At 69.5% G+C, this 25511-nt stretch carries 28 protein-coding genes; 19 read left to right on the top strand and 9 right to left on the bottom strand.

From position 1 onward, the window contains the following. The first annotated feature begins 29 nt into the window (after nucleotides 1-29). The 5 genes from ACQI46_RS02795 (at nucleotide 30) to ACQI46_RS02775 (ending at nucleotide 5566) form a co-directional block, all read left to right on the top strand. Nucleotides 30-1394, top strand: a complete 1365-nt coding sequence (locus tag ACQI46_RS02795; RefSeq protein ID WP_427092401.1) for a cytochrome P450 — start codon at nucleotides 30-32, stop codon at nucleotides 1392-1394. Nucleotides 1395-1530: 136 nt separating this feature from the next. Continuing rightward, a complete protein-coding gene (locus ACQI46_RS02790; RefSeq protein ID WP_427092400.1) occupies nucleotides 1531-2076 on the top strand; it encodes a hypothetical protein in 546 nt (181 codons plus the stop codon). A 251-nt stretch (nucleotides 2077-2327) separates the two neighbouring features. After that, nucleotides 2328-3827 carry a PepSY-associated TM helix domain-containing protein gene (locus ACQI46_RS02785; protein ID WP_427092399.1) on the top strand — a complete coding sequence of 500 codons (1500 nt, stop codon included), beginning with the start codon at nucleotides 2328-2330 and terminating at the stop codon, nucleotides 3825-3827. 4 nt (nucleotides 3828-3831) lie between these two features. Next, the gene (locus ACQI46_RS02780; RefSeq protein ID WP_427092398.1) at nucleotides 3832-4359 is read left to right on the top strand and encodes a copper chaperone PCu(A)C; all 528 of its coding nucleotides are present in this window, start codon (nucleotides 3832-3834) and stop codon (nucleotides 4357-4359) included. Further along, nucleotides 4352-5566, top strand: a complete 1215-nt coding sequence (locus tag ACQI46_RS02775) for a Dyp-type peroxidase (protein WP_427092397.1) — start codon at nucleotides 4352-4354, stop codon at nucleotides 5564-5566. Before ACQI46_RS02780 ends, ACQI46_RS02775 begins: the two co-directional genes overlap by 8 nt. Here the strand turns inward: ACQI46_RS02775 and ACQI46_RS02770 are convergent. Then, nucleotides 5552-7183 carry an AMP-binding protein gene (locus ACQI46_RS02770; protein WP_427092396.1) on the bottom strand — a complete coding sequence of 544 codons (1632 nt, stop codon included), beginning with the start codon at nucleotides 7181-7183 and terminating at the stop codon, nucleotides 5552-5554. The two genes, ACQI46_RS02775 and ACQI46_RS02770, sit on opposite strands and share 15 nt — an antisense overlap. A 102-nt stretch (nucleotides 7184-7285) precedes the next feature. On the opposite strand from ACQI46_RS02770, the gene hemL reads away from it, so the two are divergent. The 7 genes from hemL (at nucleotide 7286) to ACQI46_RS02735 (ending at nucleotide 14390) form a co-directional block, all read left to right on the top strand. Beyond that, on the top strand, nucleotides 7286-8590 hold the full coding sequence (gene hemL, locus ACQI46_RS02765; protein WP_427092395.1) for a glutamate-1-semialdehyde 2,1-aminomutase: 1305 nt from the start codon (nucleotides 7286-7288) through the stop codon (nucleotides 8588-8590). Continuing rightward, a complete protein-coding gene (locus tag ACQI46_RS02760; protein WP_427092394.1) occupies nucleotides 8587-9201 on the top strand; it encodes a histidine phosphatase family protein in 615 nt (204 codons plus the stop codon). The genes hemL and ACQI46_RS02760 overlap by 4 nt, the downstream gene beginning before the upstream one ends. Continuing rightward, nucleotides 9198-9800, top strand: a complete 603-nt coding sequence (locus ACQI46_RS02755) for a TlpA disulfide reductase family protein (RefSeq protein WP_427092393.1) — start codon at nucleotides 9198-9200, stop codon at nucleotides 9798-9800. Before ACQI46_RS02760 ends, ACQI46_RS02755 begins: the two co-directional genes overlap by 4 nt. Nucleotides 9801-9850: 50 nt before the next feature. Beyond that, entirely contained in the window at nucleotides 9851-10615 is a 765-nt protein-coding gene (locus ACQI46_RS02750; RefSeq protein ID WP_427092786.1) for a cytochrome c biogenesis CcdA family protein, read from the top strand. Nucleotides 10616-10725: 110 nt separating this feature from the next. Continuing rightward, complete coding sequence (locus ACQI46_RS02745; RefSeq protein WP_427092785.1) at nucleotides 10726-12300, top strand: cytochrome c biogenesis protein ResB; 1575 nt, start codon at nucleotides 10726-10728, stop codon at nucleotides 12298-12300. Then, nucleotides 12297-13268, top strand: coding sequence for a c-type cytochrome biogenesis protein CcsB (gene ccsB / locus ACQI46_RS02740; protein WP_427092392.1), 972 nt, complete (start codon nucleotides 12297-12299; stop codon nucleotides 13266-13268). Before ACQI46_RS02745 ends, ccsB begins: the two co-directional genes overlap by 4 nt. Nucleotides 13269-13343: 75 nt before the next feature. Continuing rightward, entirely contained in the window at nucleotides 13344-14390 is a 1047-nt protein-coding gene (locus ACQI46_RS02735) for a MinD/ParA family ATP-binding protein (RefSeq protein WP_427092784.1), read from the top strand. On the opposite strand, the gene ACQI46_RS02730 is transcribed toward ACQI46_RS02735, so the two are convergent. Next, nucleotides 14375-14539: a hypothetical protein gene (locus ACQI46_RS02730; protein ID WP_427092391.1), complete on the bottom strand. Its 165-nt coding sequence runs from the start codon at nucleotides 14537-14539 to the stop codon at nucleotides 14375-14377. The two genes, ACQI46_RS02735 and ACQI46_RS02730, sit on opposite strands and share 16 nt — an antisense overlap. Before the next feature lie 48 nt (nucleotides 14540-14587). On the opposite strand from ACQI46_RS02730, the gene ACQI46_RS02725 reads away from it, so the two are divergent. Further along, on the top strand, nucleotides 14588-14938 hold the full coding sequence (locus ACQI46_RS02725; protein ID WP_427092390.1) for a DUF4229 domain-containing protein: 351 nt from the start codon (nucleotides 14588-14590) through the stop codon (nucleotides 14936-14938). 123 nt (nucleotides 14939-15061) lie between these two features. Further along, nucleotides 15062-15478, top strand: coding sequence for an ester cyclase (locus ACQI46_RS02720; protein ID WP_427092389.1), 417 nt, complete (start codon nucleotides 15062-15064; stop codon nucleotides 15476-15478). Here ACQI46_RS02720 and ACQI46_RS02715 read toward each other — a convergent pair. From ACQI46_RS02715 to ACQI46_RS02685, 7 genes are all read right to left on the bottom strand, one after another. After that, nucleotides 15475-16182 (bottom strand): hypothetical protein, encoded by a 708-nt coding sequence (locus ACQI46_RS02715; RefSeq protein WP_427092388.1) that lies wholly within the window; start codon nucleotides 16180-16182, stop codon nucleotides 15475-15477. The two genes, ACQI46_RS02720 and ACQI46_RS02715, sit on opposite strands and share 4 nt — an antisense overlap. Then, complete coding sequence (locus tag ACQI46_RS02710) at nucleotides 16179-17093, bottom strand: vWA domain-containing protein (protein ID WP_427092387.1); 915 nt, start codon at nucleotides 17091-17093, stop codon at nucleotides 16179-16181. Before ACQI46_RS02710 ends, ACQI46_RS02715 begins: the two co-directional genes overlap by 4 nt. Next, nucleotides 17090-18103, bottom strand: coding sequence for a hypothetical protein (locus ACQI46_RS02705; RefSeq protein WP_427092386.1), 1014 nt, complete (start codon nucleotides 18101-18103; stop codon nucleotides 17090-17092). The genes ACQI46_RS02710 and ACQI46_RS02705 overlap by 4 nt, the downstream gene beginning before the upstream one ends. Then, the gene (locus ACQI46_RS02700; protein ID WP_427092385.1) at nucleotides 18094-18567 is read right to left on the bottom strand and encodes a hypothetical protein; all 474 of its coding nucleotides are present in this window, start codon (nucleotides 18565-18567) and stop codon (nucleotides 18094-18096) included. Before ACQI46_RS02700 ends, ACQI46_RS02705 begins: the two co-directional genes overlap by 10 nt. Next, a complete protein-coding gene (locus ACQI46_RS02695) occupies nucleotides 18557-19423 on the bottom strand; it encodes a DUF58 domain-containing protein (protein ID WP_427092384.1) in 867 nt (288 codons plus the stop codon). The genes ACQI46_RS02700 and ACQI46_RS02695 overlap by 11 nt, the downstream gene beginning before the upstream one ends. A gap of 10 nt (nucleotides 19424-19433) precedes the next feature. After that, the gene (locus tag ACQI46_RS02690) at nucleotides 19434-20438 is read right to left on the bottom strand and encodes an AAA family ATPase (protein ID WP_427092383.1); all 1005 of its coding nucleotides are present in this window, start codon (nucleotides 20436-20438) and stop codon (nucleotides 19434-19436) included. Nucleotides 20439-20542: 104 nt separating this feature from the next. After that, a complete protein-coding gene (locus ACQI46_RS02685) occupies nucleotides 20543-21412 on the bottom strand; it encodes a 1,4-dihydroxy-2-naphthoate polyprenyltransferase (protein WP_427092382.1) in 870 nt (289 codons plus the stop codon). Between the two features lie 42 nt (nucleotides 21413-21454). On the opposite strand from ACQI46_RS02685, the gene ACQI46_RS02680 reads away from it, so the two are divergent. Genes ACQI46_RS02680 through ACQI46_RS02660 form a run of 5 tightly spaced genes read left to right on the top strand, consistent with a single transcriptional unit; the run spans nucleotide 21455 to nucleotide 25494 of the window. Next, on the top strand, nucleotides 21455-21661 hold the full coding sequence (locus tag ACQI46_RS02680) for a hypothetical protein (RefSeq protein ID WP_427092381.1): 207 nt from the start codon (nucleotides 21455-21457) through the stop codon (nucleotides 21659-21661). 4 nt (nucleotides 21662-21665) lie between these two features. Next, nucleotides 21666-22451, top strand: a complete 786-nt coding sequence (locus tag ACQI46_RS02675) for an S-methyl-5'-thioadenosine phosphorylase (RefSeq protein ID WP_427092380.1) — start codon at nucleotides 21666-21668, stop codon at nucleotides 22449-22451. After that, entirely contained in the window at nucleotides 22448-23479 is a 1032-nt protein-coding gene (locus tag ACQI46_RS02670) for an NAD-dependent epimerase/dehydratase family protein (protein WP_427092379.1), read from the top strand. The genes ACQI46_RS02675 and ACQI46_RS02670 overlap by 4 nt, the downstream gene beginning before the upstream one ends. Before the next feature lie 9 nt (nucleotides 23480-23488). Next, nucleotides 23489-24313, top strand: coding sequence for an alpha/beta hydrolase (locus ACQI46_RS02665; RefSeq protein ID WP_427092783.1), 825 nt, complete (start codon nucleotides 23489-23491; stop codon nucleotides 24311-24313). Nucleotides 24314-24363: 50 nt separating this feature from the next. Then, nucleotides 24364-25494, top strand: coding sequence for an NAD(P)H-dependent flavin oxidoreductase (locus ACQI46_RS02660; RefSeq protein ID WP_427092378.1), 1131 nt, complete (start codon nucleotides 24364-24366; stop codon nucleotides 25492-25494). The last annotated feature ends 17 nt before the right edge of the window (nucleotides 25495-25511 follow it).

Here is a 25511-nt window from a genome sequence, read left to right as displayed (position 1 = left end):
TGTGCGGCGGCTGCCTACGATCGGAAGCCATGACGACGACCGAGGCCCGCGACGTCGCGTCGCTGCCGTTGGCCCCGCGCAACCCGCTGCCGCTGTGGCAGCTGGCAAAGCTGATCCGCCGACTCGACACCGGACAGGAAGTCATCCGCGACGCCGGCGGACCGATCACCCGCATCCAGCTCGGACCGAAGAAGCTGATCCCGCCCATCGTCGCCGTCATGTCACCGGCGGCGATGCGCGACGTGCTGGGGCGCAGCGACGCGGCGTCGGAGCGCTGCATCATCCACGAAGAGGTGCAGCACGCGGCCGGGGACAGCCTGTTCGTGCTGCCCAACGAGCAGTGGCGACCACGCAAACGCGCACTGCAACCGGTGTTCACCAAGCAGAGCGTCCGCAGTTTCGGCGGTCACATGTCAAGTGCCGCCCAGGCTTTCGTCGACCGCTGGCCTGCCGGCGGTGAGGTGGACCTCGACATCGAGTGCCGTCGCGTCGCGATGCAGTCGCTGGGACGGTCGGTGCTCGGGGTCGACCTCAACGAACGCTCCGAGACCATCGCCCGGTGCATGCACGTCGCCTCGTCCTACACCGCGGACCGCGCCCTGCGGCCGGTGCGGGCTCCGCGCTGGATGCCCACGCCGGCGCGCCGGCGCACCCGGACCGCGGTGGCCGCCATGCGCGAGATCACCGACGAGATGGTGCGTGCCTGTCGCGCCGACCCGACCCGCGACGCCCCGCTGGTGCAGGCGTTGATCGCCGCGACCGACCCGGAGACCGGTCAGCCGCTGAGCGACGCCGACATCTCGAACGACCTGCTGATCTTCATGCTCGCCGGCCACGACACCACCGCGACGGCACTGACCTATTCGCTCTGGGTGCTCGGACACCACCCGGAAGCACAGGACCGCGTCGCTGCCGAGGTCGCGTCGATCGGTGAGCGCGAACTGACGCCCGACGACGTGCCCAGCCTCGGTTACACACAACAGGTGCTGCACGAGGCGCTGCGGCTGTGTCCGCCCGCGGCGGGCGTCGCGCGGCTGGCGACGCGCGACATCGCCGTCGACGGCTACCGGGTTGAGGCGGGCAGCCTCATCGCGATCGGACTGTATGGGCTGCACCATGATCCGCAACTGTGGCCGAACCCGAAGGTGTTCGACCCGGAGCGGTTCAGCCCGGAGAACGTTCAGAAGCGTGACCGCTGGCAGTTCCTACCGTTCCTCGGCGGCGGCCGGCCGTGCATCGGGGAGCATTTCGCCCGGCTGGAGACGACGCTGGCCCTGGCGACCATCGTGCGGTCGACGGTGATCGAGTCGGTCGACGACGTCTTCGACTGCGAGGTGCCGTTCACCACCGTGGCGAAGGGTCCGATCCGGGCCAGGTTGCGTCCGCGCCGCTGACGATCGGGAAGTCACTCCTGGCGCCTCACCGGTGGTCGCGGCGAAGCGATCTCGGACGTCGTCCGCCGGCCGGCCGGGCCAAGGCGAGACCCCGGTCTACGAGGCCGTGTAGTAGTGCGCCGGTATGGTCCAGGGTGTGAGCACCACAAGATCACGTGCGCGCTGGTTGCGTGGCGCGCTGGTCGGTGTGTGCTCGGCGGTGGCGACGTGCGGTGCCCACGCCGCGGGCGGCGGACACGTGCCGTCCGGGTCGGCGCTGATCGCGGTGGGTTTGGTGTGCGCGATCGTGGGTTCCGCGCTGGCGGGGATGGCCCTGGAAGGGCGACGTCTGCGGCTCGTCACCGTCATCTGTGCACTCGTAGCCGCCCAGTTCCTCGGACATCTCACCCTGGTCATCGCGGCCGCTCACCATCACGGTGGCCTGGGGATGTCCTGGTCGATGGCGGCGGCCCACCTGGCCGGAGCGGTGCTCCTCGGCGCCGCGATCACCGCGGTCGAATATCTCTACCTCGTGTGCATCTCGGTGTTGTGCTGGCTGCGTCTGTTCGCCGCCACCCGACGGCAGCCTGCCGGCCCGCGTCGGCCCGTCGAACCACGGCAGTCCTTCGTGCAGTCGGCGTTGTGCGCCACCGGTCTGGGAATGCGCGCACCTCCACACGCCCTCGCGACGCCGGCCGCGTAACGGCCTGAAACTGCTTCTGTCACACCGCGCACCATGCGCGGTGCTCGTGCGCTGAACCCACGGTGTCTGCACGACGCCCTGCACGGGTTGCGCTTCTCCGCCCTGCACATCTCGGCGAAAGAACACGTCACTGTGACCATTGCTCTGCTCATCCCTGTACCTGCCTCTCGGAGACGCCGATGAGCGCTCCTCCGATTTCACAGCGCCCGACACGACGAGGCGACGCCGCAGTTCTGCGGCGGATCTGGCGAATGCACTTCTGGGTGGCATTGTTCGCCACCCCCGCCTTGATCGTCCTCGCGTGCTCAGGCCTGGTCATCCTCTACAGCCAGCCGCTCGACAACTGGCTCAACCGCGACCTGTTCGTGGTGACCCCTGGTAGCGACACCGTGTCGCTCGACGCTCAGATCGAAACTGCGCAGCTGCATGCCGGCCCCGACCACACCCTCGACGCGGTGACACCCCCGCCCGGCCCGGGACGGTCGACGCGCGTCGACTTCCTTCCGCCTGCCGCGCCGGCACACCCGGCGGGGGAAGGCAACGTCACGCAAGTGTTCGTCGACCCCTACACCGGCGAGTATCTGGGCCAGCGCAGTGAACTGTCCGGTCTGGTCGGCTGGGCCAACCAGCTGCACCGGTTGTTCGGCAACGACGCACCGCAATTGCAGCTGCCATCTTTGGGACATCTGATCAACCCGACGGCCTATCCCGACGCGACCATCCCGGTCGGCATCGGCAATCTCTGGATGGAGCTGACCGCCATCTGGATTCTGGTCCTGCTGGCCAGCGGGGTCTATCTGTGGTGGCCCCGGGCGATCGAAGCGACCAAACCGCTGCTGCGGGTGCGCTGGCGGCGCGGCGGCCGGATTCGGTGGCGCGACCTCCACGCGCTGACCGGTGTCGTGCTCGCGGTGATCCTCATCGGCTACGTCCTGTCGGGGATGACGTGGTCGCGGTACTGGGGCGAGAACTGGCGTGCGTTCTCGTCCACGGTGACGCCGTCTGCCCACATCGACGCGCCGTCGACGCCGGCCCAGATGGGCGAACACGATCGGCTCGGCCGACGCATCGCGTGGGCCGCCGTCGACGATCCGGTCTACGCCTCGCAGCCGGATACCGTTGTCCCGCAGCGACTGTCGTTCGACGACATCAACCGGCTCGCCAAGGGCGAGCACATGGTGCCCGGTTACGCGATCATCCCGCCGACGGACACCGACGACGGAAGTGGACCGGTGTACGGCAGCTACACCGTCGTCAACGCCTGGCCGCAGAAACTCTCCGAACAGCGCACGCTGTATCTCAACCAGTTCACCGGCCGGACGATCACCAACGCCACGGCGGCCCAGGACGGGGCGCTGTCGAGGCTGACGAGCTTCGGCATCGCGATGCACATGGGCAACCAGTACGGCGTTCTCACCCGCATCACCGCGACGCTCGCCTGTCTGGGCGTACTGGTCAGCGTGGTGAGCGGGCTGGCGATGTGGTGGAAACGGCGGCCTGCCGGCGGTACCGGCCTACCAAAGCCGACCGGTGCCGCGACGCGGTCACACACGCCGAAGCGTGCCGTCCTGGCAGTGGCCCTGGCCGCCGTGACGCTGGGCGTGATCTTCCCGGTGTTCGGCGTCTCGCTGCTGCTCGTCCTTGCCGCCGAGGTGGCCGTGGCACGCCGGCAGCGCAACCGGACGACCGCCGATCACCGAGAAGTACCGGCGGGGGCGCTGGCCGAAGCATCCGACTCAGGAAGGGATTGATCTGATGGACAAGGTATTTCGATTCTCGACGGCCGGGGTGCTGGCGGTTGCCGTGCTGACCGCATCGGCCTGCGCATCAGAGCAACCGGCCTCCGGTCCGATGGCTGGGAACGTCACAGTCGAAAACCAGTGGGCCAATGCGGCGGAAACGGGCATGGCAGCGGTTTTCGGCAGTCTCGCCAACACGGGAGGCAGTGACGTACAGATCGTCGGTGGCAACTCGCCGCAGGCCGGGCACGTCGAGATCCACGAAGTCGTGGTGAACGAACTGGGTGGTAAAACGATGCGCGAGAAGGACGGCGGATTGACCGTGCCTGCGGGTGGGACGCGCGAGTTGATTCCGGGCGGGGACCATCTGATGTTGATGGACCTGACGCAACCGCTGCTTCCTGGTGCCGACATCACGGTGACGCTCGAATTCCAGGACGGGTCGACGCTGCCGGTGACCGCCCAGGTCCGCGACTTCGCCGGTGGCAGTGAGGAGTACACCCCGAACACGGATGGCGACGGTGGGGCGCACCATCATGGGTGAGTCACCGCTTCCCGCGGTGAACCGCCGGCGATTCGTCGCCGGCGGTGCCGCCGCCCTGGCCGGCGCGAGCCTGGCCGGCTGCACGACCGCCTCGGCGGTCAGCAGCGGGGGATTCCGCGAGTTCGGTGATGCCGTCGAACCGTTCCACGGACGGCACCAGGCCGGAGTGTTCACCGCTCCCCAGGCGCATGCCCTGTTCGTTTCGCTCGACCTGGCGCCGACCGGAAACCGAAGCGCACGTGAGACTCTCGGCGCAGTTCTGCGGTTGTGGACTTCGGACGCGCGGCGCCTGACCCAGGGTGAACCGGCGCTGGCCGACACCGAACCCGAACTCGCCGAACGTCCGTCCCGGCTCACCGTCACCGTCGGCCTCGGTCCCGCGGTGTTCGACCGCATCGGGCTGGCGCACCGACGGCCGGACGCGGTGGCAGAGATGCCGGCGTTCGCCACCGACGACCTCGATCCCCGGTGGTGCGGCGGCGACCTGCTCTTGCAGTTGTGCGCCGACGATCCCGTCGCGATCGCCCACGCCGCCAGGATGATGCTCAAGAATGTCCGCACCATGACCCGACAGCGCTGGCGGCAGAGCGGTTTCCGCCATGCTCACGGGGCGGCTGCCCCCGGCGCCAGCATGCGTAACCTGATGGGCCAGGTCGACGGCACGGTGAACCTGCGCACCGAAGCGGAATTCGACCGGCATGTCTGGCATGACGGGGCAGACCAACGTTGGTTCACCGGTGGGACGGTGCTGGTGTTCCGGCGCATCCGGGCGATCATGGACACCTGGGACGAACTCGACCGAGCAGCAAAAGAACTCGTCGTCGGTCGGCGTCTCGACAACGGCGCGCCGCTGACCGGGGAAACCGAGACCGACGAACCCGACTTCGAGTCGAATGTGGGCGGTATCCCCGTCATCGCGCCCAACTCCCATATCGCTCTGGCGCGTCACCGGACCGACGGCGAGCGCTTCCTGCGCCGGCCCTACAACTACGACGATCCGCCGCCGCCGGGACAGACCACCGACAGCGGGCTGCTCTTCGCGACCTATCAGAAGGACCCCGCCACACAGTTCGTCCCGGTGCAGCAACGTCTCGCAGAAGCCGACGGACTCAACCCCTGGATCACGACGATCGGCTCGGCGACCTTCGCCGTGCTGCCCGGCGTGCAGCCGGGGCACACGTTGGGGGAGTCGCTACTGGACGAGTGACGGGTCTCTGTCCGACAACATCTTTCGCGCCTGCTCGCGCATCTCGACCTTGCGGACCTTGCCGGTCACGGTCATCGGGAATTCGTCGACGATGTGTACGTACCGGGGGATCTTGTAGTGCGCGAGCCGGCCGCTGCAGAACTGGCGCAGATCCTCGTCGGTGAGCCTGGCCGCCCCGGCCCGCAGACGGATCCACGCCATCAGCTCCTCGCCGTAGCGCGCATCCGGAACGCCGATGACCTGAGCGTCGAGGACGTCGGGATGGGTGTAGAGGAACTCCTCGATCTCCCTGGGATAGATGTTCTCCCCGCCACGGATCACCATGTCCTTGATCCGGCCGGTGACGGCGATGTAGCCGTCGTCGTCCATCGCGCCGATGTCACCGGTGTGCATCCATCCTTCGGCGTCGATCGCCTCGGCGGTCACGTCGGGTTGGTTCCAGTACCCGGCCATCACCGAATATCCGCGGGTGCACAGTTCCCCGTTGGTGCCGCGGGCAACGACGTCGCCGGTGTCGGGGTCGACGATCTTGACCTCGAGGTGCGGACCCACCTTTCCGACGGTGGTGGTGCGGTGTAGCTCGGAATCGTCGGCGCGGGTCTGGGTGGACACCGGTGAGGTCTCGGTCATGCCGTAACAGATGGAGACTCCGGCCATGTGCATGCGGTCGATCACCTGCCGCATCACTTCGGCCGGGCACGGGGAGCCGGCCATGATCCCGGTGCGCAGGCTGGTCAGGTCGAAGTCGTCGAAGTCCGCGAGCTCGAGTTCGGCGATGAACATCGTCGGCACCCCGTACAGCGACGTGCACCGTTCGGCGGCCACGGCCGTCAACGCTGCGCGCGGTTCGAACCCGGGGCTCGGGATCACCATGGCCGCGCCGTGGCTGGTGGCGGCCAGATTGCCCATCACCATGCCGAAGCAGTGATAGAAGGGCACCGGGATGCAGATGCGGTCGTCGCTGGTGTAGTCGAGAAGGTGGCCGACGAAGTAACCGTTGTTGAGGATGTTGCGGTGGGTCAGGGTGGCGCCCTTGGGGAATCCCGTGGTGCCGGACGTGTACTGGATGTTGATCGGGTCGGTGTTGGACAGGGTGGCGGCCAGCGCGTCGAGCGCGGCCTCGTCGGCGCGGGTTGCGGCCAACGCGTCCCATTGCGCTCCGCCCACGACCACCACGTCCTCGAGGTGCGGGCAGCGGGGACGCACGTCGCGGAGCATGGCGATGTAGTCGGAGGTCTTGAAGGATTCGGCGGTGACCACCAGGCGCACTCCGGACTGGTTGAGCACGTACTCCAACTCGTGTGCGCGGTAGGCCGGGTTGATGGGCACCAGGATGGCGCCGATCTCGGCGGTGGCGTACTGCGCCAGCGTCCACTCCGGGGTGTTCGGCGACCAGTTTCCGACCCGGTCGCCCGCGCTGATGCCGGCGGCGAGCAGGCCGGACGCCAGCCGGCGTACCGCGGCGCGGAACTCGGTGTAGGTCCATCGCCGGCCCGACGGGACGTCGACCAACGCGTCGTTGTCGCCGTGCGCGGCCGCGGTGGCGGCGAGGTTGGCTCCCATCGTGGTCTCCAGCAGCGGCGGTGATGTGGGGCCCCGCTCATAGGACAGCGTCATGTGATCCAGGTTACTTTTCGTCGTCGCCCCGGCCAGGCGACGTCACGCAGACCACTACACCCTGTAGTTGACGTGGTCCGCGCGGCTGGGACACTGGTCGGCATGAGCACAACCGAGGCGTCCGCCAAGCTGTTCGCCGACGCGTCCGCCCTCATCCCGGGTGGAGTGAACTCCCCGGTGCGCGCGTTCTCCTCGGTCGGCGGCACCCCGCGGTTCATCACGTCGGCCAAGGGCTGCGAGCTCACCGACGCCGACGGCAACCGCTATGTCGATCTGGTGTGCTCGTGGGGGCCGATGATCCTGGGGCACGCGCACCCGGCCGTGGTCGAGGCTGTGCAGCGGGTGGCCGCCGACGGGCTGTCCTTCGGGGCGCCGACCCCGAGCGAATCCGAGCTGGCCCGCGAGATCATCGACCGGGTGGCCCCGGTCGAGCGGATCCGCCTGGTCAACAGCGGTACCGAGGCCACGATGAGCGCGATCCGGCTGGCCCGCGGCTACACCGGCCGGCCCAAGATCGTGAAGTTCTCCGGCTGCTACCACGGACACAGCGACGCGCTGCTGGCCGACGCCGGATCCGGCGTCGCGACGCTGGGACTGCCCTCGTCGCCCGGGGTGACCGGCGCCGCCGCTGCCGACACCATCGTGCTGCCCTACAACGACGAAGCCGCCGTCACCGACGTGTTCGACCAGTTCGGCGCGGACATCGCGTGCGTCATCACCGAAGCCAGCCCCGGCAACATGGGCACGGTGCCGCCGCTGCCCGGCTTCAACGCGGCGCTGCGCCGCATCACCGCCGCGCACGGCGCGCTGCTGATCGTCGACGAGGTGATGACCGGGTTCCGCGTCAGCCGCGCCGGCTGGTACGGACTGGATCCGGTGGACGCCGACCTGTTCACGTTCGGCAAGGTGATGAGCGGCGGCCTGCCCGCCGCCGCATTCGGCGGGTCCGCCGAGGTGATGGGCCGGCTCGCGCCGCTGGGACCGGTGTATCAGGCCGGGACCCTGTCGGGTAATCCGGTGGCGATGGCCGCCGGGCTGGCAACGCTGCGCGCCGCCGACGACGCCGCCTACGCGACGCTGGACGCCAACGCCGACCGGTTGGTCGCCCTGATCGACAATGCGTTGACCGAAGCCGGTGTGCCGCATCAGATTCCGCGCGCAGGGAACATGTTCAGCGTGTTCTTCGGCGATGCACCGGTGACCGATTTCGCGTCGGCGCGCGCCACCGAGACGTGGCGGTTCCCCGCGTTCTTCCACGCCCTGCTGGATGCAGGTGTCTATCCGCCGCCGAGTGCCTACGAAACCTGGTTCGTATCAACGGCGCTCGACGACGGCGCCTTCGACCGCATCGCCGCCGCCCTGCCCGGCGCCGCACGCGCCGCCGCGGAGGTTCAGAAACCCGCATGAGCGACAAGACCAGGACCGTCGTGCACGTGATGCGCCACGGCGAGGTGCACAACCCCGACAAGATCCTCTACGGCCGCCTGCCCGACTACCACCTGTCCGACCGCGGACAGGCCCAGGCCAAGGCGGTCGCCGAGTGGCTGGCCAACCGCGACATCACCTACGTCGTGGCCTCGCCGCTGGAGCGTGCGCAAGAGACCGCGGCGCCGATCGCCGAACGGCACGGCCTGCCGATCGCCACCGACGGCGAGCTCATCGAGTCTCTGAATGTGTTTCAGGGTCAGCGCGTTTCGCCGGGCGATGGCGCACTGCGCGACCCGCGGAACTGGTGGCACCTGCGCAACCCGCGCAGCCCGTCCTGGGGTGAGCCCTACGTCGACATCGCCGCGCGGATGAAGCGGGCCCTGCACCGCGCCCGCGCCGCCGCGGCCGGGCACGAGGCCCTCTGCGTCAGCCACCAACTTCCCGTCGAGACGTTGCGCCGAGCCATGACCGACCGTCCGCTGCATCACTTCCCGACCCGCCGGATGTGCAACCTCGCCTCGGTGACGTCGTTCTATTTCGACCATGACGACTGTGTCGGCTGGGGGTACGCGGAGTTGGCCGGGCAGTGAGTCCGTTGGTGGCCCTCTGGCGCACGCTGGTCACGGCGTGCGTGGCCACCCTCGTGCTCGCCGGATGTTCCACCGGCAGCGATGCCGTCGCGCAAGGCGGCACCTTCGAGTTCGTCGCCCCGGGCGGTAAGACCGACATCTTCTACGACCCGCCGCAGGACCGCGGTGAGCCCGGTGCGTTGTCCGGGCCGGACCTGATGAACACCGACAAGACGCTCTCGCTCGACGACTTCACCGACCGCGTCGTCGTCATCAACGTGTGGGGACAGTGGTGCGGGCCGTGCCGCACCGAGATCAGCGAACTGCAGAAGGTGTACGAAGCCACCCGCGAGCACGGCGTCGCGTTCCTGGGGATCGACGTGCGCGACAACAACATCGACGCGCCTCGTGACTTCATCATCGACCGCGGCGTCACCTTCCCGTCGATCTACGACCCGTCGATGCGCACGCTGATCGCGTTCGGTGGCCGTTACCCGACCACCGTGATCCCGTCGACGGTGGTGCTGGACCGGTCGCATCGCGTCGCCGCGGTGTTCCTGCGCGAACTCCTGGCCCAGGATCTGCAGCCCGTGGTGGAACGGTTGGCCGCAGAGCAGTGAATCTCGATCAGCTCGACAACCTGACCGCCACCGGACCGCTGCTGGCGGCGATGGCGGTCAGTGTGCTCGCCGGTCTGGTGTCGTTCGCGTCGCCGTGCGTGGTGCCGCTGGTGCCCGGCTATCTGTCGTACCTGGCCGCGGTCGTCGGCGTGCAGGACAGGCCCGGGGCCGACAATCCAGGTGCCGTCGGCGGGGCCGACAATCCCGCTGCCGTCGCGGTGCGCCGTCCCCGGCTGCGGGTGGCGGGCGCCGCGGCACTGTTCGTCGCCGGCTTCACCGTGGTGTTCGTGATGGGCACCGTCGCGGTGCTGGGCATGACCACCACGCTGATCACCAACCAGCTGCTGCTGCAACGAATCGGCGGCGTCGTCACGATCTTCATGGGGTTGGTGTTCGTCGGGCTGGTGCCGATGCTGCAACGCGACACCCGCTTCACCCCGCGGCAGCTCTCCACTGTCGCCGGCGCTCCGCTGCTGGGCGCGGTGTTCGCACTCGGCTGGACGCCGTGTCTGGGTCCGACGTTGACCGGCGTGATCGCGGTGGCCTCGGCCACCGAAGGCGCCAACGTGGCGCGGGGGATCGTGCTGGTGCTGGCCTACTGCCTGGGGCTGGGGATCCCGTTCGTGCTGTTGGCGTTCGGCTCGTCGCGGGCCGTCACCGGGCTGGGCTGGCTGCGTCGCCATACCCGGGCCATCCAGATCTTCGGCGGCATCCTGTTGATCGTCGTCGGCACTGCGCTGGTCACCGGGCTGTGGAACGACTTCGTGTCCTGGATCCGCGACGCGTTCGTCAGCGACGTCAGGCTCCCGATCTGATGGTCACCTCTTCTCCGCGAGAAGACACAAACTCGCGCAAAACTCAGCCACCGCGTGCGACTTCGCGTCTGCTCGCGGTGATACGCAACACCTGGCGGACGCTGACGTCGATGGGCACCGCGCTGGTGCTGCTGTTCCTGCTGGCGCTCGCGGCCATCCCCGGCGCTCTGCTGCCGCAGCGCAGCCTCAACGAGGCCAAGGTCGCCGAATACCTCGCCGAGAACCCCACGCTGGGCCGCTGGCTGGACCGGTTGCAGGCGTTCGACGTGTTCTCCAGCTTCTGGTTCACCGCGATCTACGTGCTGCTGTTCGTCTCGCTGGTGGGCTGCCTGACCCCACGGCTGATCGAGCATGTCCGCAGCCTGCGCGCCGTCCCGGTGGCCGCACCGCGCAACCTCGCGCGCCTGCCCAAGCACCACGAAGCACAGGTGTCCGGTACCGACGTCGACGCCGTCGCCGCCGCGGTCGATACCCGGCTGCGCGGCTGGCGACGCACCACGCGCCGCACCGGCGACACTTCCGGAGCCGCTCCGGCGGCGACATCGAGTACCGAGATCTCCGCGGAGAAGGGCTACCTGCGCGAGTTCGGCAACATCGTGTTCCACTTCTCGCTGCTGGGCCTGCTCGTGGCCATCGCCGCGGGCAAGATGTTCAGCTACGAAGGCAACGTCATCGTCGTCGCCGACGGCGGGCCGGGTTTCTGCTCGGCCTCCCCGGCGGCGTTCGACTCGTTCCGTGCCGGCAACACCGTCGACGGCACCTCGCTGTATCCGATGTGCGTGCGGGTCAACGACTTCGAGGCCACCTACCTGGAGAACGGTCAGGCCGTCGGCTTCCAGGCCAACATCGACTACCAGGCCGGCGACGACCTCGACACCGGCACCTGGCGGCCGTATCTGCTGAAGGTCAACGAGCCGCTGCGCGTCGCCGGTGACCGCGTCTACCTGCAGGGCCACGGCTACGCGCCCACGTTCACGGTGACCTTCCCCGACGGCCAGAGCCGCACCCAGACCCTGCAGTGGCGGCCCGAGGACCAGATCACGTTCCTGTCGTCGGGCGCGATGCGGTTCGACCCGCCCGGCGGCACCTACGCCGACGAGCGGCAACGGCGCCGCAACCAGGTCGCCATCCAGGGCCTGTTCGCACCCACCGCCCAACTCGACGGGACCCTGCTGTCGTCGAGCTTCCCCGAGCTCAACGACCCGGCCGTCGCGATCGACATCTACAAGGGCGACACCGGGCTCGACACCGGCAGGCCGCAGTCCCTGTTCACCCTCGACGAGCGGATGATCGGCCAGGGCCGACTGACGAAGATGGCTCGCGTGAACCTCAAGGCCGGCGAGGACACCCGGCTCGACGACGGCACGGTCGTCCGCTTCGACGGCGCGGTGCCGTTCGTGAACCTGCAGGTCTCTCACGATCCGGCGCAGATCTGGGTGCTGGTCTTCTCGATGACGATGATGGGCGGCCTGCTGGTGTCGCTGATCGTCCGACGCCGTCGCGTCTGGGTTCGGTTGTCGTCGGCCTCGCCGGGTACCGTGAACGTCGAGCTGGGCGGGCTGGCCCGCACCGACAACTCGGGCTGGGGTGACGAGTTCGAGCGGCTGACCGAGCGGCTGCTGGCCGACGTCGGCGCGCCGGGCAGCGTCGCCCCGCAAGAAGAGAAGAAGGCAGATCGCGCATGAGCACCACCGTCGACATCGGGCTGGCCCGTTACTCCGACTGGGCGTTCACCTCGTCGGTGCTGGTCCTGCTGGTGGCGCTGTTGCTGCTCGCGGTCGAGCTCGCCTACAGCCGCAGCCGTAAAGCCGACAGCCGCGAACTCGTCAACGCCGGTGTGGCGGCCGACAGCGCCCGCCCCGGCCTCGTCGTCGACGCACCGCGCCGCCCCTTCGACGAGCGCATCGGCTCCTCCGGCGTCGCCCTGGCCTACGTCGGCATCGTGCTGCTGTTGGCGTGCATCGTGCTGCGCGGCCTGTCCACCTCACGGGTGCCGTGGGGCAACATGTACGAGTTCATCAACCTCACCTGCTGGTGTGGTCTGGTGGCCGCCGCGGTGGTGCTGCGCAGGCCGCAGTACCGGTCGCTGTGGGTGTTCGTCCTGGTGCCGGTGCTGATCCTGTTGACGGTCTCGGGCAAGTGGCTGTATTCGCACGCCGCTCCGGTGATGCCGGCGCTGCAGTCCTACTGGCTGCCCATCCACGTGTCGGTGGTCAGCCTCGGCTCCGGGGTCTTTCTGGTGGCCGGCGTGGCCAGCATCCTGTTCCTGCTGAAGATGTCGCGGTTCGGCCAACCGGACCGCACCGGTGCGGTGAGCCGGCTGGTGGCCAAGCTTCCCGACGCGCAGCTGCTCGACCGGATCGCCTACCGCACGACGATCTTCGCCTTCCCGGTGTTCGGGTTCGGCGTCATCTTCGGCGCGATCTGGGCCGAGGAAGCGTGGGGCCGGTACTGGGGCTGGGATCCCAAGGAGACGGTGTCGTTCATCGCGTGGGTGCTCTACGCCGCCTACCTGCACGCCCGCTCGACCGCCGGCTGGCGCGACCGCAAGGCGGCCTGGATCAACGTCGCCGGATTCGTCGCGATGGTGTTCAACCTGTTCTTCATCAACCTGGTGACCGTAGGCCTGCACTCGTATGCCGGCGTCGGCTGAGTGACTGCATTGGGGGATCGACCGTTGACCGACGTGGTGACCAGTTTCCGCGCGCAGCAACGCTTCCGAGACCCGATGGCCGTGGTCCCCGCGGAGTGGACGGCACCGACTCCTCCCGAAGGACTGCTCCCGGCCCCGCCGGCGGTTGTGCCCCCACCGCCGGCGCCGGATGTCCCCGCGCCGCAGGACCTCACCACCGCCGCCCTGCTGGGCCAGACCCGTCGCGGCCCGTCGGAGGGCTGGCGCAAGTGGTTGTTCAAGGGCTCTGCGGGGCTGATCAACCTCGGGGAGAGCCCGAAGGTACTGCGCCGGGAGGCCCTGGTCGCCGACGTGTCCCGTCCGCTGCGCGGCTGCTACCGCATCGCGATGTTGTCGCAGAAGGGCGGGGTGGGCAAGACGACGATCACCGCGACGCTGGGTGCGACGTTCGCCTCCATCCGGGGCGACCGCGTGATCGCCGTCGACGCCAACCCCGACCGCGGCACGCTGAGCCAGAAGGTGCCCGTCGAGACGCCGGCCACCATCCGGCACCTGCTGCGCGACGCCGAGGGCATCACCGCCTACAGCGACGTGCGGCAGTACACCTCGCAGGGGGACAGCCGCCTGGAGGTGCTGGCCTCGGAGAGCGATCCGTCGGTGTCGGAGGCGTTCAGCGCCCAGGACTACAGCCGCGCGGTGGAACTCCTCGAGCGGTACTACAGCGTGGTGTTGACCGACTGCGGCACCGGCATGGTGCATTCGGTGATGTCAGGGGTGCTCGAACGCGCCGATGTCCTGCTGGTGATCAGTTCCGGTTCGGTGGACGGGGCGCGCAGCGCATCGGCGACGCTGGACTGGCTCGACGCCCACGGCCACGAGGATCTGGTGCGCAATTCGATCGCCGTGATCAACGGGGTCCGGCCGCGCAGCGGTCAGGGGGGCGGCAAGGTCGACATCAAGAAGGTGGTCGATCACTTCTCGCGGCGGTGCCGGTCGGTGTGCGTGGTGCCCTTCGATCCGCATCTGGAGGAGGGCGCCGAGATCAGTCTCGACCGACTACGTCGTGAGACCCGATCGGCGCTGCTGGAACTCGCGGCGGTGGTCGCCGCCGGCTTCCCCGCCCCGGCTCACGACCGCGGCTGATCGTCGCGCGGGGTGATCCGCCGCAGGAATTCCGGATCATCGTCAGGACCGATCACCCGGCGTCGCGGCCGATTGGCCGCCGCTTGGGTAACCCGCCAGCCGACATAGACGACTGCGGCCAAGACGAGCATCAGGAGCAAGTACGCCACCAAAAACCTCCTTGGTGTCAATATACGCCCCGTCGGTAGGCTCACCTCGTGTCCGAGGACCCACGCCCGACCTCCCGCTTACTGCTCGATGTGGTGGCCTACACCGCCGCCCGACTCCTCCTCGTGGTGGTGCTGACAGCCCTGATCGTCGGGGCCGGGCAGTTGCTCGGAGTGCGCGAGTTTCCCGTGGTAGTGGCCATGCTGTTCGCGATCGTGATTGCGTTACCGCTGGGCATCTGGCTGTTCACCCCGCTGCGTAGGCGTGCCACCGCCAGCATCGCGGTCTGGGAACAGCGGCGCCGCCGCGACCAGGAACAGATCCGGGCCCGGCTACGGGGCGAGAACCCGCCGCAATCCTCGGGAAGTGACTCTCCGCATCCGCCGGATTCCACGTCCTGATTCCGAATCCCCTTGTGGGGTAGGACGTTGAATGATATGCACCCCCGGCTATGTAAATCATCGGTGTTTGCTCGGCAAATAAAGTTTGCATAACGCGGCGCTCGAGTGGGTAATCCCCGTCACATGAGCGATGGGCAGGTGATGGACCGACCGAGAGTCCTCGGCGGTCACCGAAATGTCAGTAACCACCGGCCGGGCACTGTGCACAAGGCGCTGTATCGGCGGTGGCTGCACGATCTGTGGAGTGGCCGCTGCCTGGCCACCGATCTGGTCTCCGACGACTTCGTCGGGCACTGGCCCAACCGGGACGTCCGCGGCCCCGTCGAACTGCAGTCGGTCGTCGACGAGGCCCGCGAGGCGTTCAAGGAACTTCAGTTCGTGCTCGACGTCGGCCCGATCCAGGACGGCGACGTGGTCGCCGCGCGCTGGATCGGCACCGGGTCCGCGGAGGCGGGGCCGGTGCGATACACCGGCACCGACATGATCCGCGTCGCCGACGGGAAGATCGTCGAGTACTGGAACGGGACGGCGCGCGGCTAAGCGCCCGCGGCGTCCTGCAACAACTGCCGTAGCGCCTCGAGCGGATCGTTGTGATCCGGCTCCAACTGACGTTGGCGGGGTGCGTCGGGATCGTCGGGTACCGCGACAGGGGGAGCCGCAGCAGCGGCGGGTGGGGGCGTCGGCGCCGGTGGTGCGAGGGGTGCCACCGAGCCGAGAGCGTCGATCTTCGCAGCGATCCGAGCTGCGGCATCGGCTCTGACCGCCCGCCGCTGCGGGTCGGCGTCGTCGTTACCGGCGAAGCACCCCGACGGGGCTTCCGCGATCACCGTCAACGCGCTCTCGTAGCGCGCGCGGGCCGCATCGAGCCGGGCTTCCCACGCATCGATGTCGCCGTGGCGTTCCCGCACCAGCGCCAGGTTGATCCGCACCGGGCACGACTCCTCGGCGCGGGTTCTCGCCAGCGACGCGGAGAACTGCTGGTCCGCGACGTCGAGGCGCTCGTCGAGGACCGCGTGACTGCCGGCGGCGAACGCGGTGGTGGCCGGCTCGACGACGTCGAACATCTGCAGGATCGCGACATCGGTTCCCATCGCGTCGGCCCGGCCGGCGTCGAAGTTGCGTTGCGCGGATCCGCCCGCCACCACCACGGAGATCAGCTTGACCGCCACCACCACGGCGATGAGGGTGGGCAGCGCCGAACCGATCAACAGCCGTCGCCGCAGTCGCAGCCGCGCCGGGCTCACGACAGCACCTGCCGTCGGGTCGCCAGCGCGCGGCGCAGGTCGCGCACCGACAGGTGGATCTCCCCGAGCAGCAGCACCGCGGCCACCATGGTCAGCAGCCAGTAGAACTCGGTGCGTGGCTCCTCCGTCGACCCCGTCGATTCCGTGCTCGCCGTGGCGGCCGCACCGCTCTGCGTCTGCGGCACCTCGGTGCCGGGTGTACGGGTGAAGTAGGGCACCCCGAGTTGATCGGCGACGGCGCCCAACTGTTGTCGGCCCGTTGCCGGGCCGTAGCCGAACACCGCGCCGCCGTCCACGCCGTCGGACTCGAACGTGCCCTGCGGGCTGGCGGACGGTTCGGCGCCCGAACCGAAGTAGTACACGAGGTTGTCGGCTCCCGGGTACTGCTGACCCGCGGCTATCAGCTGGTAGCGCAGCACGTTCGCCGCCGCGGCGGGGTTGATCGGCTCGTCGCTCGGCGGGTACGGGTTCATCGCCGCCACCACCGGGGCCAGGCTCCAGCTGTCGCCGGACAGCGGCCATTCCACGGCCGGCCGCGAAGAGAACGAGATCACCGCGAAGCGGGCGTCGGGGTGCTGTTCCATCAACGCGGCCATGTCCGCACGCATACCCGAGATCCGCGGCGCCCCACCGAAATCGGCGATCCCGGAGTCCGCGGACCGATCCACGACGAAGAACACATTCGTGCCCCCGTTCGACGCCGCGGCGCCCTCGGTGTCTTCCACCTCGCCGGTTCCCGGGCGGAATGCGGCGAGCAGCACCAGGCTCAGCGCCACCGTCATCGCCGCCCACCGCGCCAGCGACTCGCGGCCCCCGGTGACCGCCAACCGCAGCGACACCAGTCGCAGCACGACGAGTACCGCGGCGAGCACCGCGAGCGCGGGGGCCGGAGCGACGGGATCGAAGGTCATCGCCGCACCGCCAGCAACGCCACACCGAACAGCGCGGCCACCGCCACCGCGACCAGCAGCACCGGTCCGGGCGCATCCTGCCGCTCCGCACCGTCATCGGCTTCCCGCAGATCGGTCAGGATGCCGTCGAGCTGACCGGTCAGCTGCTCCGGATCGAGTCGGACGAACTGACCGCCGGTTGCTGCGGCCACCGAGCTCAGCGCTTCGGTGGGCCGGCCCGGGGTTGCGACGGCGTCGACACGAACGCCGGCCTGCCGGGCCAGCTCGGTGACCTCGGCGTCGTTGTACAGCGACGGGCGGTTGTCGCCGGGGGAGCGCAGTTCCCCGGGCCCCAGGTAGATCACCGACCGCGGGACCTCGCCGCGGTTTTCGAAGCCCGGGAATCCGGTCAGGCACAACGCCAGAACGTCGGCGACGGTCGGTGCGTAGTCGCCGTACTCCACCGCCGGCGCGAACGACGCGGCCCGCGATCGCAGGCCCACCGCGCCCGCGGGTGCCAGTGTCCCGGCGTCGGCCTCGGCCTGCAGTTGAGCGGCCTGCGCGTATTCGCCGAGGCGGCCCGCGGCGAACTGGTAGTCCCGGGTCAACGGGATCACCCGGCGGTTCACCGACGTCAGCCCGATGCGCTCGGCGCCGTACGCGCCCACCTGGCGCGCGAAGTAGCCGAGGAACGTCCCGGTCGACGGATCGGTGACCGGCTGCCCGACGCACAGCATGATGTCCGCACGCTGCTCGGCGCCCGCCGCGTCGACGACCGACTCGGTGGGCCGCGCACTCGCCCACACGGCGGCGCCGAACAGCGGGATGGCCAACGCCAGCACCATCACCGTGGCCTGCACTTGCCGGCGGACGACGGCCCGGTACTCCGGCAGCCGCGTCAACCGCGTCGTGTTGGCCAGCGGGAACCGTTGCTGTGCAGCACGTTTCGTCGGAATTGCGACGCCGAGGACGATCGCCGCGATCAGCAGCGCCGCGCCGAGGGCTGCCACCGGCCACCATGTCAGCGCCACGAGCGGATCAACTCTTCGGTCTCTCGGGCCAGCCGCCCGACGTCCGCGGTGGCCGACCGGTCGAAGCGCGCCGCACCCAGTGCGTCGAGAAGCGGTGCGGCCTCGCGCAATTCGGTGTCCGCGATCGCGCGGACATGCATGAATTGTGCGCGTTGACCGGTGGCCTGGTGCAGGAAGCTTCGCAACGTGCGGCTCAACGAGGCGCCCGCCTGCTCGTCGGTCAGGTCGCCGGCGTCATACCGGCGGCGGATCGCAGCGACGGTCCGCGCGAACCGGTACCGCAGCACCCGGGCGTGCAGGTCACGGATCACCGGGACGCGGCGTAGGCGTTCCGACGGCATGGTGGCGACGAAAACCGTGACGTACCAGGCAGCCACGAGGACCAGTAGGAGCACGCCGAGGACCAGCCACCACACCGAATAACCGGGCGGTCCGCTGACGAAGCGCAGCAGATCATCCGGCACGGGAGCTCATCCTCGTCAGTCCTGCGACACGGAGTCGGATGTCGCTGTTCGACGCGATCGTCGTGTGCGGGATCGCATGGCGCGTCATCATCTCGGCCACGCGCGCGGCCCGTTGCTGTTCGGCGCGCCGGTAGGCGGCGGCCACCCGTACGTCGGCCGCTGCCGAGCCCAGCACGGGGCGGCCGGTCGCCACGTCGAAGCCGCCGTCGGCGCCGACGTCGACTGCCGGCAGGTCGGCGATCATGGCCCACATCATGTCGTGGCGGGCGGCCAGTCGCGTCAGCGCCGCGTCGAGCTCGGGCGTGGGTTCCGGCTCGTCGGACACCACCACGATCAGCATGGTGTGACGGTAATGCTCTGCCACATAGGTCAATTGGCAGACGATGTCGCTGTGGCCGCGCTGCTCGGCGATGTGTGCGTGATAGCGCTGCAGCAGGTTCTCGACGTGGTTCTCGCCACGACGCAGTCGCACGTTGATGCTGCCCCGGGCGTCACCGTAGACCATGCCGATCTCGTCGGAGCGGCCCAGGGTGATCAGCCCGATCGCCCCCAGAACGTGAGTCGCGATGTCGCACTTGCGTTCTCCGCTCGGGGCGAGCGCGGTCATGTTGACCCCGGCGTCGGCGACCAACAGCACCTTGTGGTGCGTCTCGGAGACGAACCGTTTGATCAGCACGTTGCCCGAGCGGGCCGTGGCCTTCCAGTCGATGTCGCGGACGTCGTCGCCGGGAACGTAGGGGCGCAACTCGTCGAACTCGAGGGTGCGGGTGTGCAGCAGCGCGTGGCGGCCGCCGTCGAGCATGCCGCGCGTGTCGGAGCCGAAGACCGTCCGGGCCCGGTTGAGGTGCTTGCCCACCGTCGCCGCCTCAGGGCACCCGCACTGCCCGCAGCGCCGCGTCGATGACCACATCGGCGGTGACGCCGGCGCCGGTCGCCTCGAACCCGAGGATCAGGCGGTGCTGGAGCACCCGGTGCGCGACGTCGGCGACGTCGCTGGGCAGGACGTGGTTGCGGCCGGCCAGGAGGGCCAACGCGCGGGCCGCGGTGCACAGCGCGATCGTCGCGCGCGGGCTGGCCCCGTAGTCGACCAGCCGCGCGACCTGCGCCGGCAGGTAGTTGCCGGGGTCGCGGGTGACGCCGACCAGACGCCCGGCATACAGCATCAGCTCCGGACTCATGTACACCTCACGCGCCACCTGCTGGACCCGGCGGATCTGCTCGAGCGTGGCCACCGGTCGGGTGCGGTGGTCCTTGTCGTAGAGCCCGGCATCGCGGCGCAGCATCACCTCGACCTCCTGCTCGGGTGACGGGTAGCGCACGATCTCCTTGATCAGGAAGCGGTCGGTCTGGGCCTCCGACAGCGCGTAGGTGCCTTCCTGGTCGACGGGGTTCTGGGTGGCGATGACCAGGAATGGCTCGGGAATCGGGTAGACGGTGCCGGCGATGGTGGTCTGTCGTTCCTCCATCGCCTCGAGCATGGCGCTCTGGGTTTTCGCGCTGGAGCGGTTGATCTCGTCGAGCAGCACGATGTTGGCGTGCACCGGGCCGAGCTGGGTGACGAACCGGCCCGTCGAGGCGTCGTAGATCTGGGTGCCGACGATGTCGCTGGGCAGCAGGTCCGGGGTGCACTGGATGCGGCGGAACTGCCCGTCGATGGATTCGGCGATCACTCGCGCGGCGGTGGTCTTGGCCAACCCGGGCACACTTTCGAGCAGCACGTGTCCGCCGGTCAGCAGGCCGATCAGCAGCGATTCACGCAAGTGTTCCTGGCCGACGACCTTCGCCGAGAAGGCCTCCGACAGTGCCGCCACCACCTGTTGGGCCTCGCGGACGTCGTTGCCGGGGTCGCGGGACATCGGGGCAGCGTTCATCCCGCGCTATGTACCACGCGAATCCGGCGCGCAAACCGACGCCCACCCCCGCGCGATTTCGGCGTGCTCAGCGTCGCTCAGCGACGACAACCACGCCGAAATCGCTACGAAACGACCAACGCCAGCGTCACCGCGACGGCCCACACCAGCATCGTCAGCCCGGTGTCGCGCAGTACCGGGATCAGGTCCCTGCCGCCGGCGCCGCCGCGCACCGGCTTGGCGGCCCGCACCGCGAGCGGCAGCGCGATCAACCCGACGGCGCACCACGGCGTCGCAGCCACGAGCAGCAGCGTCAGCGCGAACGCAACCGCCAGCAACACCTGGAACAACATCCGCGTCTTCGCGTCGCCGAGCCGGACGGCCAGCGTGATCTTGCCGCTCTCGGCGTCGGTGGGGATGTCGCGCAGGTTGTTGGCCACCAGCACCGCCGAGGAGAGGCAGCCGGTGGCGACGGCGAGCGTGACACCCACCCAGTCGATGCGCAGGGCCTGCGTGTACTGCGTGCCCAGCACCGCGACCAGACCGAAGAACACGAACACCGCGATCTCGCCGAACCCGCGGTACCCGTACGGTTTCGACCCGCCGGTGTAGAGCCACGCCCCGGCGATGCACGCCGCGCCGACCGCGATCAGCCACGGCGCCGACACCCACGCCAGCACCAGCCCGGCCACCGCGCCGATCGCCAGGCTCACCACCGCCGCGGTCAGCACCGCGCGCGGCGTCGCCAGCCTGGAGCCGACCAGCCGCAACGGGCCGGCCCGGACGTCGTCGGTGCCGCGGATGCCATCGGAGTAGTCGTTGGCGTAGTTGACCCCGACCACCATGCCGAGCGCGACCAGCAGCGCCAGTAACGCCCGCCACCACGATGCGCCGTCGAGTGCGGCGGCGGCGCCGGTGCCGGCGATGACGGGGGCGACGGCGTTGGGCAGCGTGCGTGGACGCGCCCCTTCGACCCACTGCGCGAATGTGGCCACGACGGCCAGTCTTGCAGGTCGCGACCGTGGCAGACTGAGCGCATGGACGAGCGACTGAGCAAGGCCGAGATCGGTAAGGACGCGCTCCAGGAGATCGTCGCGTCCGGCGCATCGGCCATCGGTGAGGTCAGCACGATCATCACCACCGCGGTCAAGGACGTCGCGAACGCGGTGGGAGGGTTCGCCACCGACGTGTTCGAGATCCGCGACACCGCGCGCCGCGCCGCCCGGCAGCACGACGACGCGTAACCCGGTGATCGGAGTCATCGGCGGCAGCGGCTTCTACTCGTTTTTCGGGGACGACGCCCGCACGCTCAGTGTGGACACCCCTTACGGCCCGCCGAGCGCGCCGCTCACCGTGGGTACGGTCGGCGCGCACGAGGTCGCGTTCCTGCCGCGCCACGGCGTCAACCACGAGTTCTCCCCGCACACCGTGCCGTATCGCGCGAATATGTGGGCGCTGCGCGCGCTCGGGGTGCGACGTGTCTTCGGTCCGTGCGCGGTGGGCAGCCTCGACCCGACGCTGGGGCCCGGGGCCATCGTGGTGCCGGACCAACTCGTCGACCGCACCTCCGGGCGCGCGGACACCTACTTCGACTCCGGCGGCATCCATGTCGACTTCGCCGACCCGTACTGCCCGTCGTTGCGGGCCGCGGTCACCGGTCTGCCCGACGTCGTCGACGGCGGCGCCATGGTGGTGATCCAGGGGCCGCGGTTCTCCACGCGCGCGGAGAGCCAGTGGTTCGCGGGTCAGGGTTTCCGGTTGGTGAACATGACCGGATATCCCGAGGCGGTGCTCGCCCGCGAGCTCGAGATATGTTATGCCGCAATTGCTTTGGTGACGGATCTGGATGCCGGGATCGAGTCGGGGCAGGGAGTGCGCGCGGTCGACGTCTTCGCCGAGTTCCAGCGCAACCTGGTGCCGTTCAAGAAGCTCGTGCACGACGCCATAGAGGCCGCGGTGGCCGTCGATTCCGAACGCACCTGCACGCACTGTCTGCCGCACGAGGGCATGACGCTGCCGTTCGAATTGCCATGAGGGTGCTGCTGACCGGTGCGGCCGGCTTCATCGGCTCCCGGGTGTGGGCCCGCCTGACCGCGGCTGGTCATGACGTCGTGGCCGTGGACGCGATGCTGCCTGCCGCGCACGGCGCGCAGGCCGATGTGCCCGGGGGTGTGCTCCGCGTCGACGTGCGCGACGGCGGGGCCGTCGCCGACGTCCTCGCCGGTGTCGACGTGGTCTGTCATCAGGCGGCCGTGGTCGGCGCCGGGGTGGACGCCGCCGACGCGCCGGCCTACGCCGGGCACAACGATTTCGGGACCGCCGTGCTGCTGGCGCAGATGTTCGCCGTCGGGTGCCGGCGGCTGGTGCTGGCCTCGTCGATGGTGGTGTACGGCCAGGGTCGTTTCGTCTGCGCGGAGCACGGCGAGGTGGACCCGCTGCCGCGCCGGCGCGAGGACCTCGACGCCGGGGTGTTCGATCACCGCTGCCCGGTCGGCGGCGAGCCGGTGGACTGGGCTCTGGTCGGTGAGGACGCCGCACTGCGGCCCCGCAGCCTGTACGCGGCGAGCAAGGTCGCGCAGGAGCACTACGCGTTGGCGTGGAGTGAAGCGGGCGCAGGCGTCGTCACGGCGCTGCGCTACCACAACGTGTACGGGCCGGGGATGCCGCGCGACACCCCGTACTCGGGCGTCGCCGCGATCTTCCGCTCCGCACTCGAGAAGGGCGCGGCACCGAAGGTTTTCGAAGACGGCCGACAGATGCGGGACTTCGTCCACGTCGACGACGTCGCAGCCGCCAATGTCGCAGCCGTGGAGTCGGTTTCGACCGGGTTCGATGCGTTCAACGTGTGCTCGGGGCGGCCGGTGTCGATCCTCGACGTCGCCGACGTTCTGTGCCGGGCGCACGGCGGCGTGCGTCCTGAGATCGTCGGCGGCCACCGCGACGGCGATGTCCGGCACATCGTCGCCGATCCGCGAAAAGCCAAGGATAAGTTGGGTTTTCATGCCGCAGTCGACCCGGTCGACGGTCTGGCCGAGTTCGCCTCGGCGCCGCTGCGAGGCTAGGAGCACGCCCTGCGCCGCACCCTGCTCGTCGCCGTCGCTATCGTCACATTGGTGGCGACGGGTCTGCTCGGGGTGTTGTTCTCGCAGCAGCGCCGGTTGATCTACTTCCCGTCCACCGGGCCGGTGCCGTCGGCTGCCTCCGTGCTTCCCGGCGCCCGCGACGTCGTCGTCCACACCAGTGACGGACTCGCGTTGGGCGCCTGGTTCCTTCCCGGCGCGCCGGGGCCGGCGGTCCTGGTGCTCAGCGGAAACGGCGGCGACCGCACGATGCGGGCCCCATTGGCCGCAGCGTTGCACGCCATGGGGATGTCGGTGCTGCTGCTGGACTACCGCGGGTACGGCGGCAATGCCGGGCGCCCCACCGAGGAGGGGCTGGCCGCAGACGCGCGGGCCGCGCAGGACTGGCTGACCCGGCAACCCCAGGTCGACCCCGCGCGTATCGCCTACTTCGGTGAGTCGCTGGGCGGCGCGGTCGCCGTCGGTCTGGCAGTCGAGACCCCGCCCGCGGCATTGGTGTTGCGTTCGCCTTTCACGTCGCTCGCCGACGTCGCCGCCGTGCACTATCCGTGGCTGCCGGTACGTCGGCTGCTGCTCGACCGCTACCCGTCCCTCGACCGGATCGGCGCGTTGGACGCCCCACTGTTGGTCATCGCGGGCGACAGGGACGACATCGTGCCGGCGGCGCTGTCCCGCAGGCTCTTCGACAGCGCGCCCGAACCCAAGGAGTGGGTGTCGATTCCCGGTGCGGGACACAACGATCGGGCGCTTCTCGACGGGACACAGATGCTGACCGCCGTCGAGCGGTTCCTCCGGAGGACTCCGGTGCTGGGGTGAAGTCAGGGGTCCCAGCCCCTCTTTGACACCCGTCAAGCCATACTGTGCTCATGACGTCCACAGCGCTGTGTGAGCAGTACGGCATCGACTTCCCGCTCTTCGCGTTCAGCCACTGCCGTGACGTGGTGGCCGCGGTGACCAACGCCGGCGGTTTCGGCGTGCTCGGCGCGACCGCCTACAGTCCCGAGCAGCTCGACCAGGAGCTGGCGTGGATCGACGATGCGGTCGGCGGCAAACCGTACGGCGTGGATCTGATCGTGCCCGCCAAGTTCGAGGGCAAGGGCGAGAAGCTCTCCAGCACCGACCTGGCCGGACGGATCCCGCAGGCCTACAAGGACATCGTCGACGACCTGTTGCGCGCCCACGACATCGAGCCCGAGCCGGAGCGCCGCCTGGGCAAGCCGATGCTGTCCGGCAACACCGGCCAGGAGCTGCTCGATGTGGCGCTGTCGCACCCGATCAGCCTGATCGCCAACGCGCTCGGCGTGCCGCCGGACTACATGATCGAAGCGGGCAAGGAGCGAGGGATTCCGGTCGCGGCGCTGGTCGGCGCCAAAGAGCATGCGGTCAAGCAGATCGCGGCCGGCGTCGACCTGATCGTCGCGCAGGGCACCGAGGCCGGCGGGCACTGCGGCGAGGTCAGCACGCTGGTCGTGGTGCCCGAGGTCGTCGAGGCCGTGGCCCAGGCCGGCAGCTCGGTTCCGGTACTCGCCGCCGGCGGCATCGTGACGGGTCGGCAGATGGCCGGCATGGTGGCCATCGGCGCGGCCGGAGCGTGGACCGGCTCGGTGTGGCTCACCACCGAGGAGGCCGAGACCGCGCCGCACACCGTCGCGAAGATGCTGGCCGCCACGTCACGGGACACGGTGCGTTCGGCCGGCCGCACAGGTAAGCCGTCGCGCCAGTTGCGTTCGGACTGGACGGACGCGTGGCTGCCCGCCAAAGACGGTCAGCAGCCGCTGCCCTTGCCGTTGCAGTCGATGCTGTGCGAGCCGGTGATCCGGCGTATCGACGTGCTGGCCGCGCAGGGCCACGAGGGCGCCCAGGCGCTGGCCACCTACTTCGTCGGTCAGGGCGTCGGCCTGATGAACAAGGTCAAGCCCGCGCGCGAAGTGGTCCGCGAGTTCATCGAGGACTACCTGGCCGCCACCGAACGGCTGAGCAACTCCCTGCCCGGCTGACACGCCGCGCACGGGGG

Origin of the sequence: Mycobacterium sp. SMC-4 (genome assembly GCF_050205565.1) — a bacterium.
In the GTDB taxonomy this organism is placed as follows: domain Bacteria; phylum Actinomycetota; class Actinomycetes; order Mycobacteriales; family Mycobacteriaceae; genus Mycobacterium.
The sequence above is the reverse complement of the archived record's forward strand: the minus strand, read 5'-3'. Positions and strand labels throughout refer to the sequence as shown.

Bases quoted from the DNA above. Each gene is read 5' to 3' on its own strand.
- ACQI46_RS02795 (WP_427092401.1), top strand. From the start codon at position 30: ATGACGACGACCGAGGCCCGCGACGTCGCGTCGCTGCCGTTGGCCCCG.
- ACQI46_RS02785 (WP_427092399.1), top strand. From the start codon at position 2,328: ATGCACTTCTGGGTGGCATTGTTCGCCACCCCCGCCTTGATCGTCCTC.
- ACQI46_RS02780 (WP_427092398.1), top strand. From the start codon at position 3,832: ATGGACAAGGTATTTCGATTCTCGACGGCCGGGGTGCTGGCGGTTGCC.
- ACQI46_RS02775 (WP_427092397.1), top strand. From the start codon at position 4,352: ATGGGTGAGTCACCGCTTCCCGCGGTGAACCGCCGGCGATTCGTCGCC.
- ACQI46_RS02770 (WP_427092396.1), bottom strand. From the start codon at position 7,183: ATGACGCTGTCCTATGAGCGGGGCCCCACATCACCGCCGCTGCTGGAG.
- hemL (WP_427092395.1), top strand. From the start codon at position 7,286: ATGAGCACAACCGAGGCGTCCGCCAAGCTGTTCGCCGACGCGTCCGCC.
- ACQI46_RS02760 (WP_427092394.1), top strand. From the start codon at position 8,587: ATGAGCGACAAGACCAGGACCGTCGTGCACGTGATGCGCCACGGCGAG.
- ACQI46_RS02750 (WP_427092786.1), top strand. From the start codon at position 9,851: ATGGCGGTCAGTGTGCTCGCCGGTCTGGTGTCGTTCGCGTCGCCGTGC.
- ACQI46_RS02745 (WP_427092785.1), top strand. From the start codon at position 10,726: ATGGGCACCGCGCTGGTGCTGCTGTTCCTGCTGGCGCTCGCGGCCATC.
- ccsB (WP_427092392.1), top strand. From the start codon at position 12,297: ATGAGCACCACCGTCGACATCGGGCTGGCCCGTTACTCCGACTGGGCG.
- ACQI46_RS02735 (WP_427092784.1), top strand. From the start codon at position 13,344: ATGGCCGTGGTCCCCGCGGAGTGGACGGCACCGACTCCTCCCGAAGGA.
- ACQI46_RS02720 (WP_427092389.1), top strand. From the start codon at position 15,062: ATGAGCGATGGGCAGGTGATGGACCGACCGAGAGTCCTCGGCGGTCAC.
- ACQI46_RS02710 (WP_427092387.1), bottom strand. From the start codon at position 17,093: ATGACCTTCGATCCCGTCGCTCCGGCCCCCGCGCTCGCGGTGCTCGCC.
- ACQI46_RS02690 (WP_427092383.1), bottom strand. From the start codon at position 20,438: ATGAACGCTGCCCCGATGTCCCGCGACCCCGGCAACGACGTCCGCGAG.
- ACQI46_RS02680 (WP_427092381.1), top strand. From the start codon at position 21,455: ATGGACGAGCGACTGAGCAAGGCCGAGATCGGTAAGGACGCGCTCCAG.
- ACQI46_RS02670 (WP_427092379.1), top strand. From the start codon at position 22,448: ATGAGGGTGCTGCTGACCGGTGCGGCCGGCTTCATCGGCTCCCGGGTG.
- ACQI46_RS02660 (WP_427092378.1), top strand. From the start codon at position 24,364: ATGACGTCCACAGCGCTGTGTGAGCAGTACGGCATCGACTTCCCGCTC.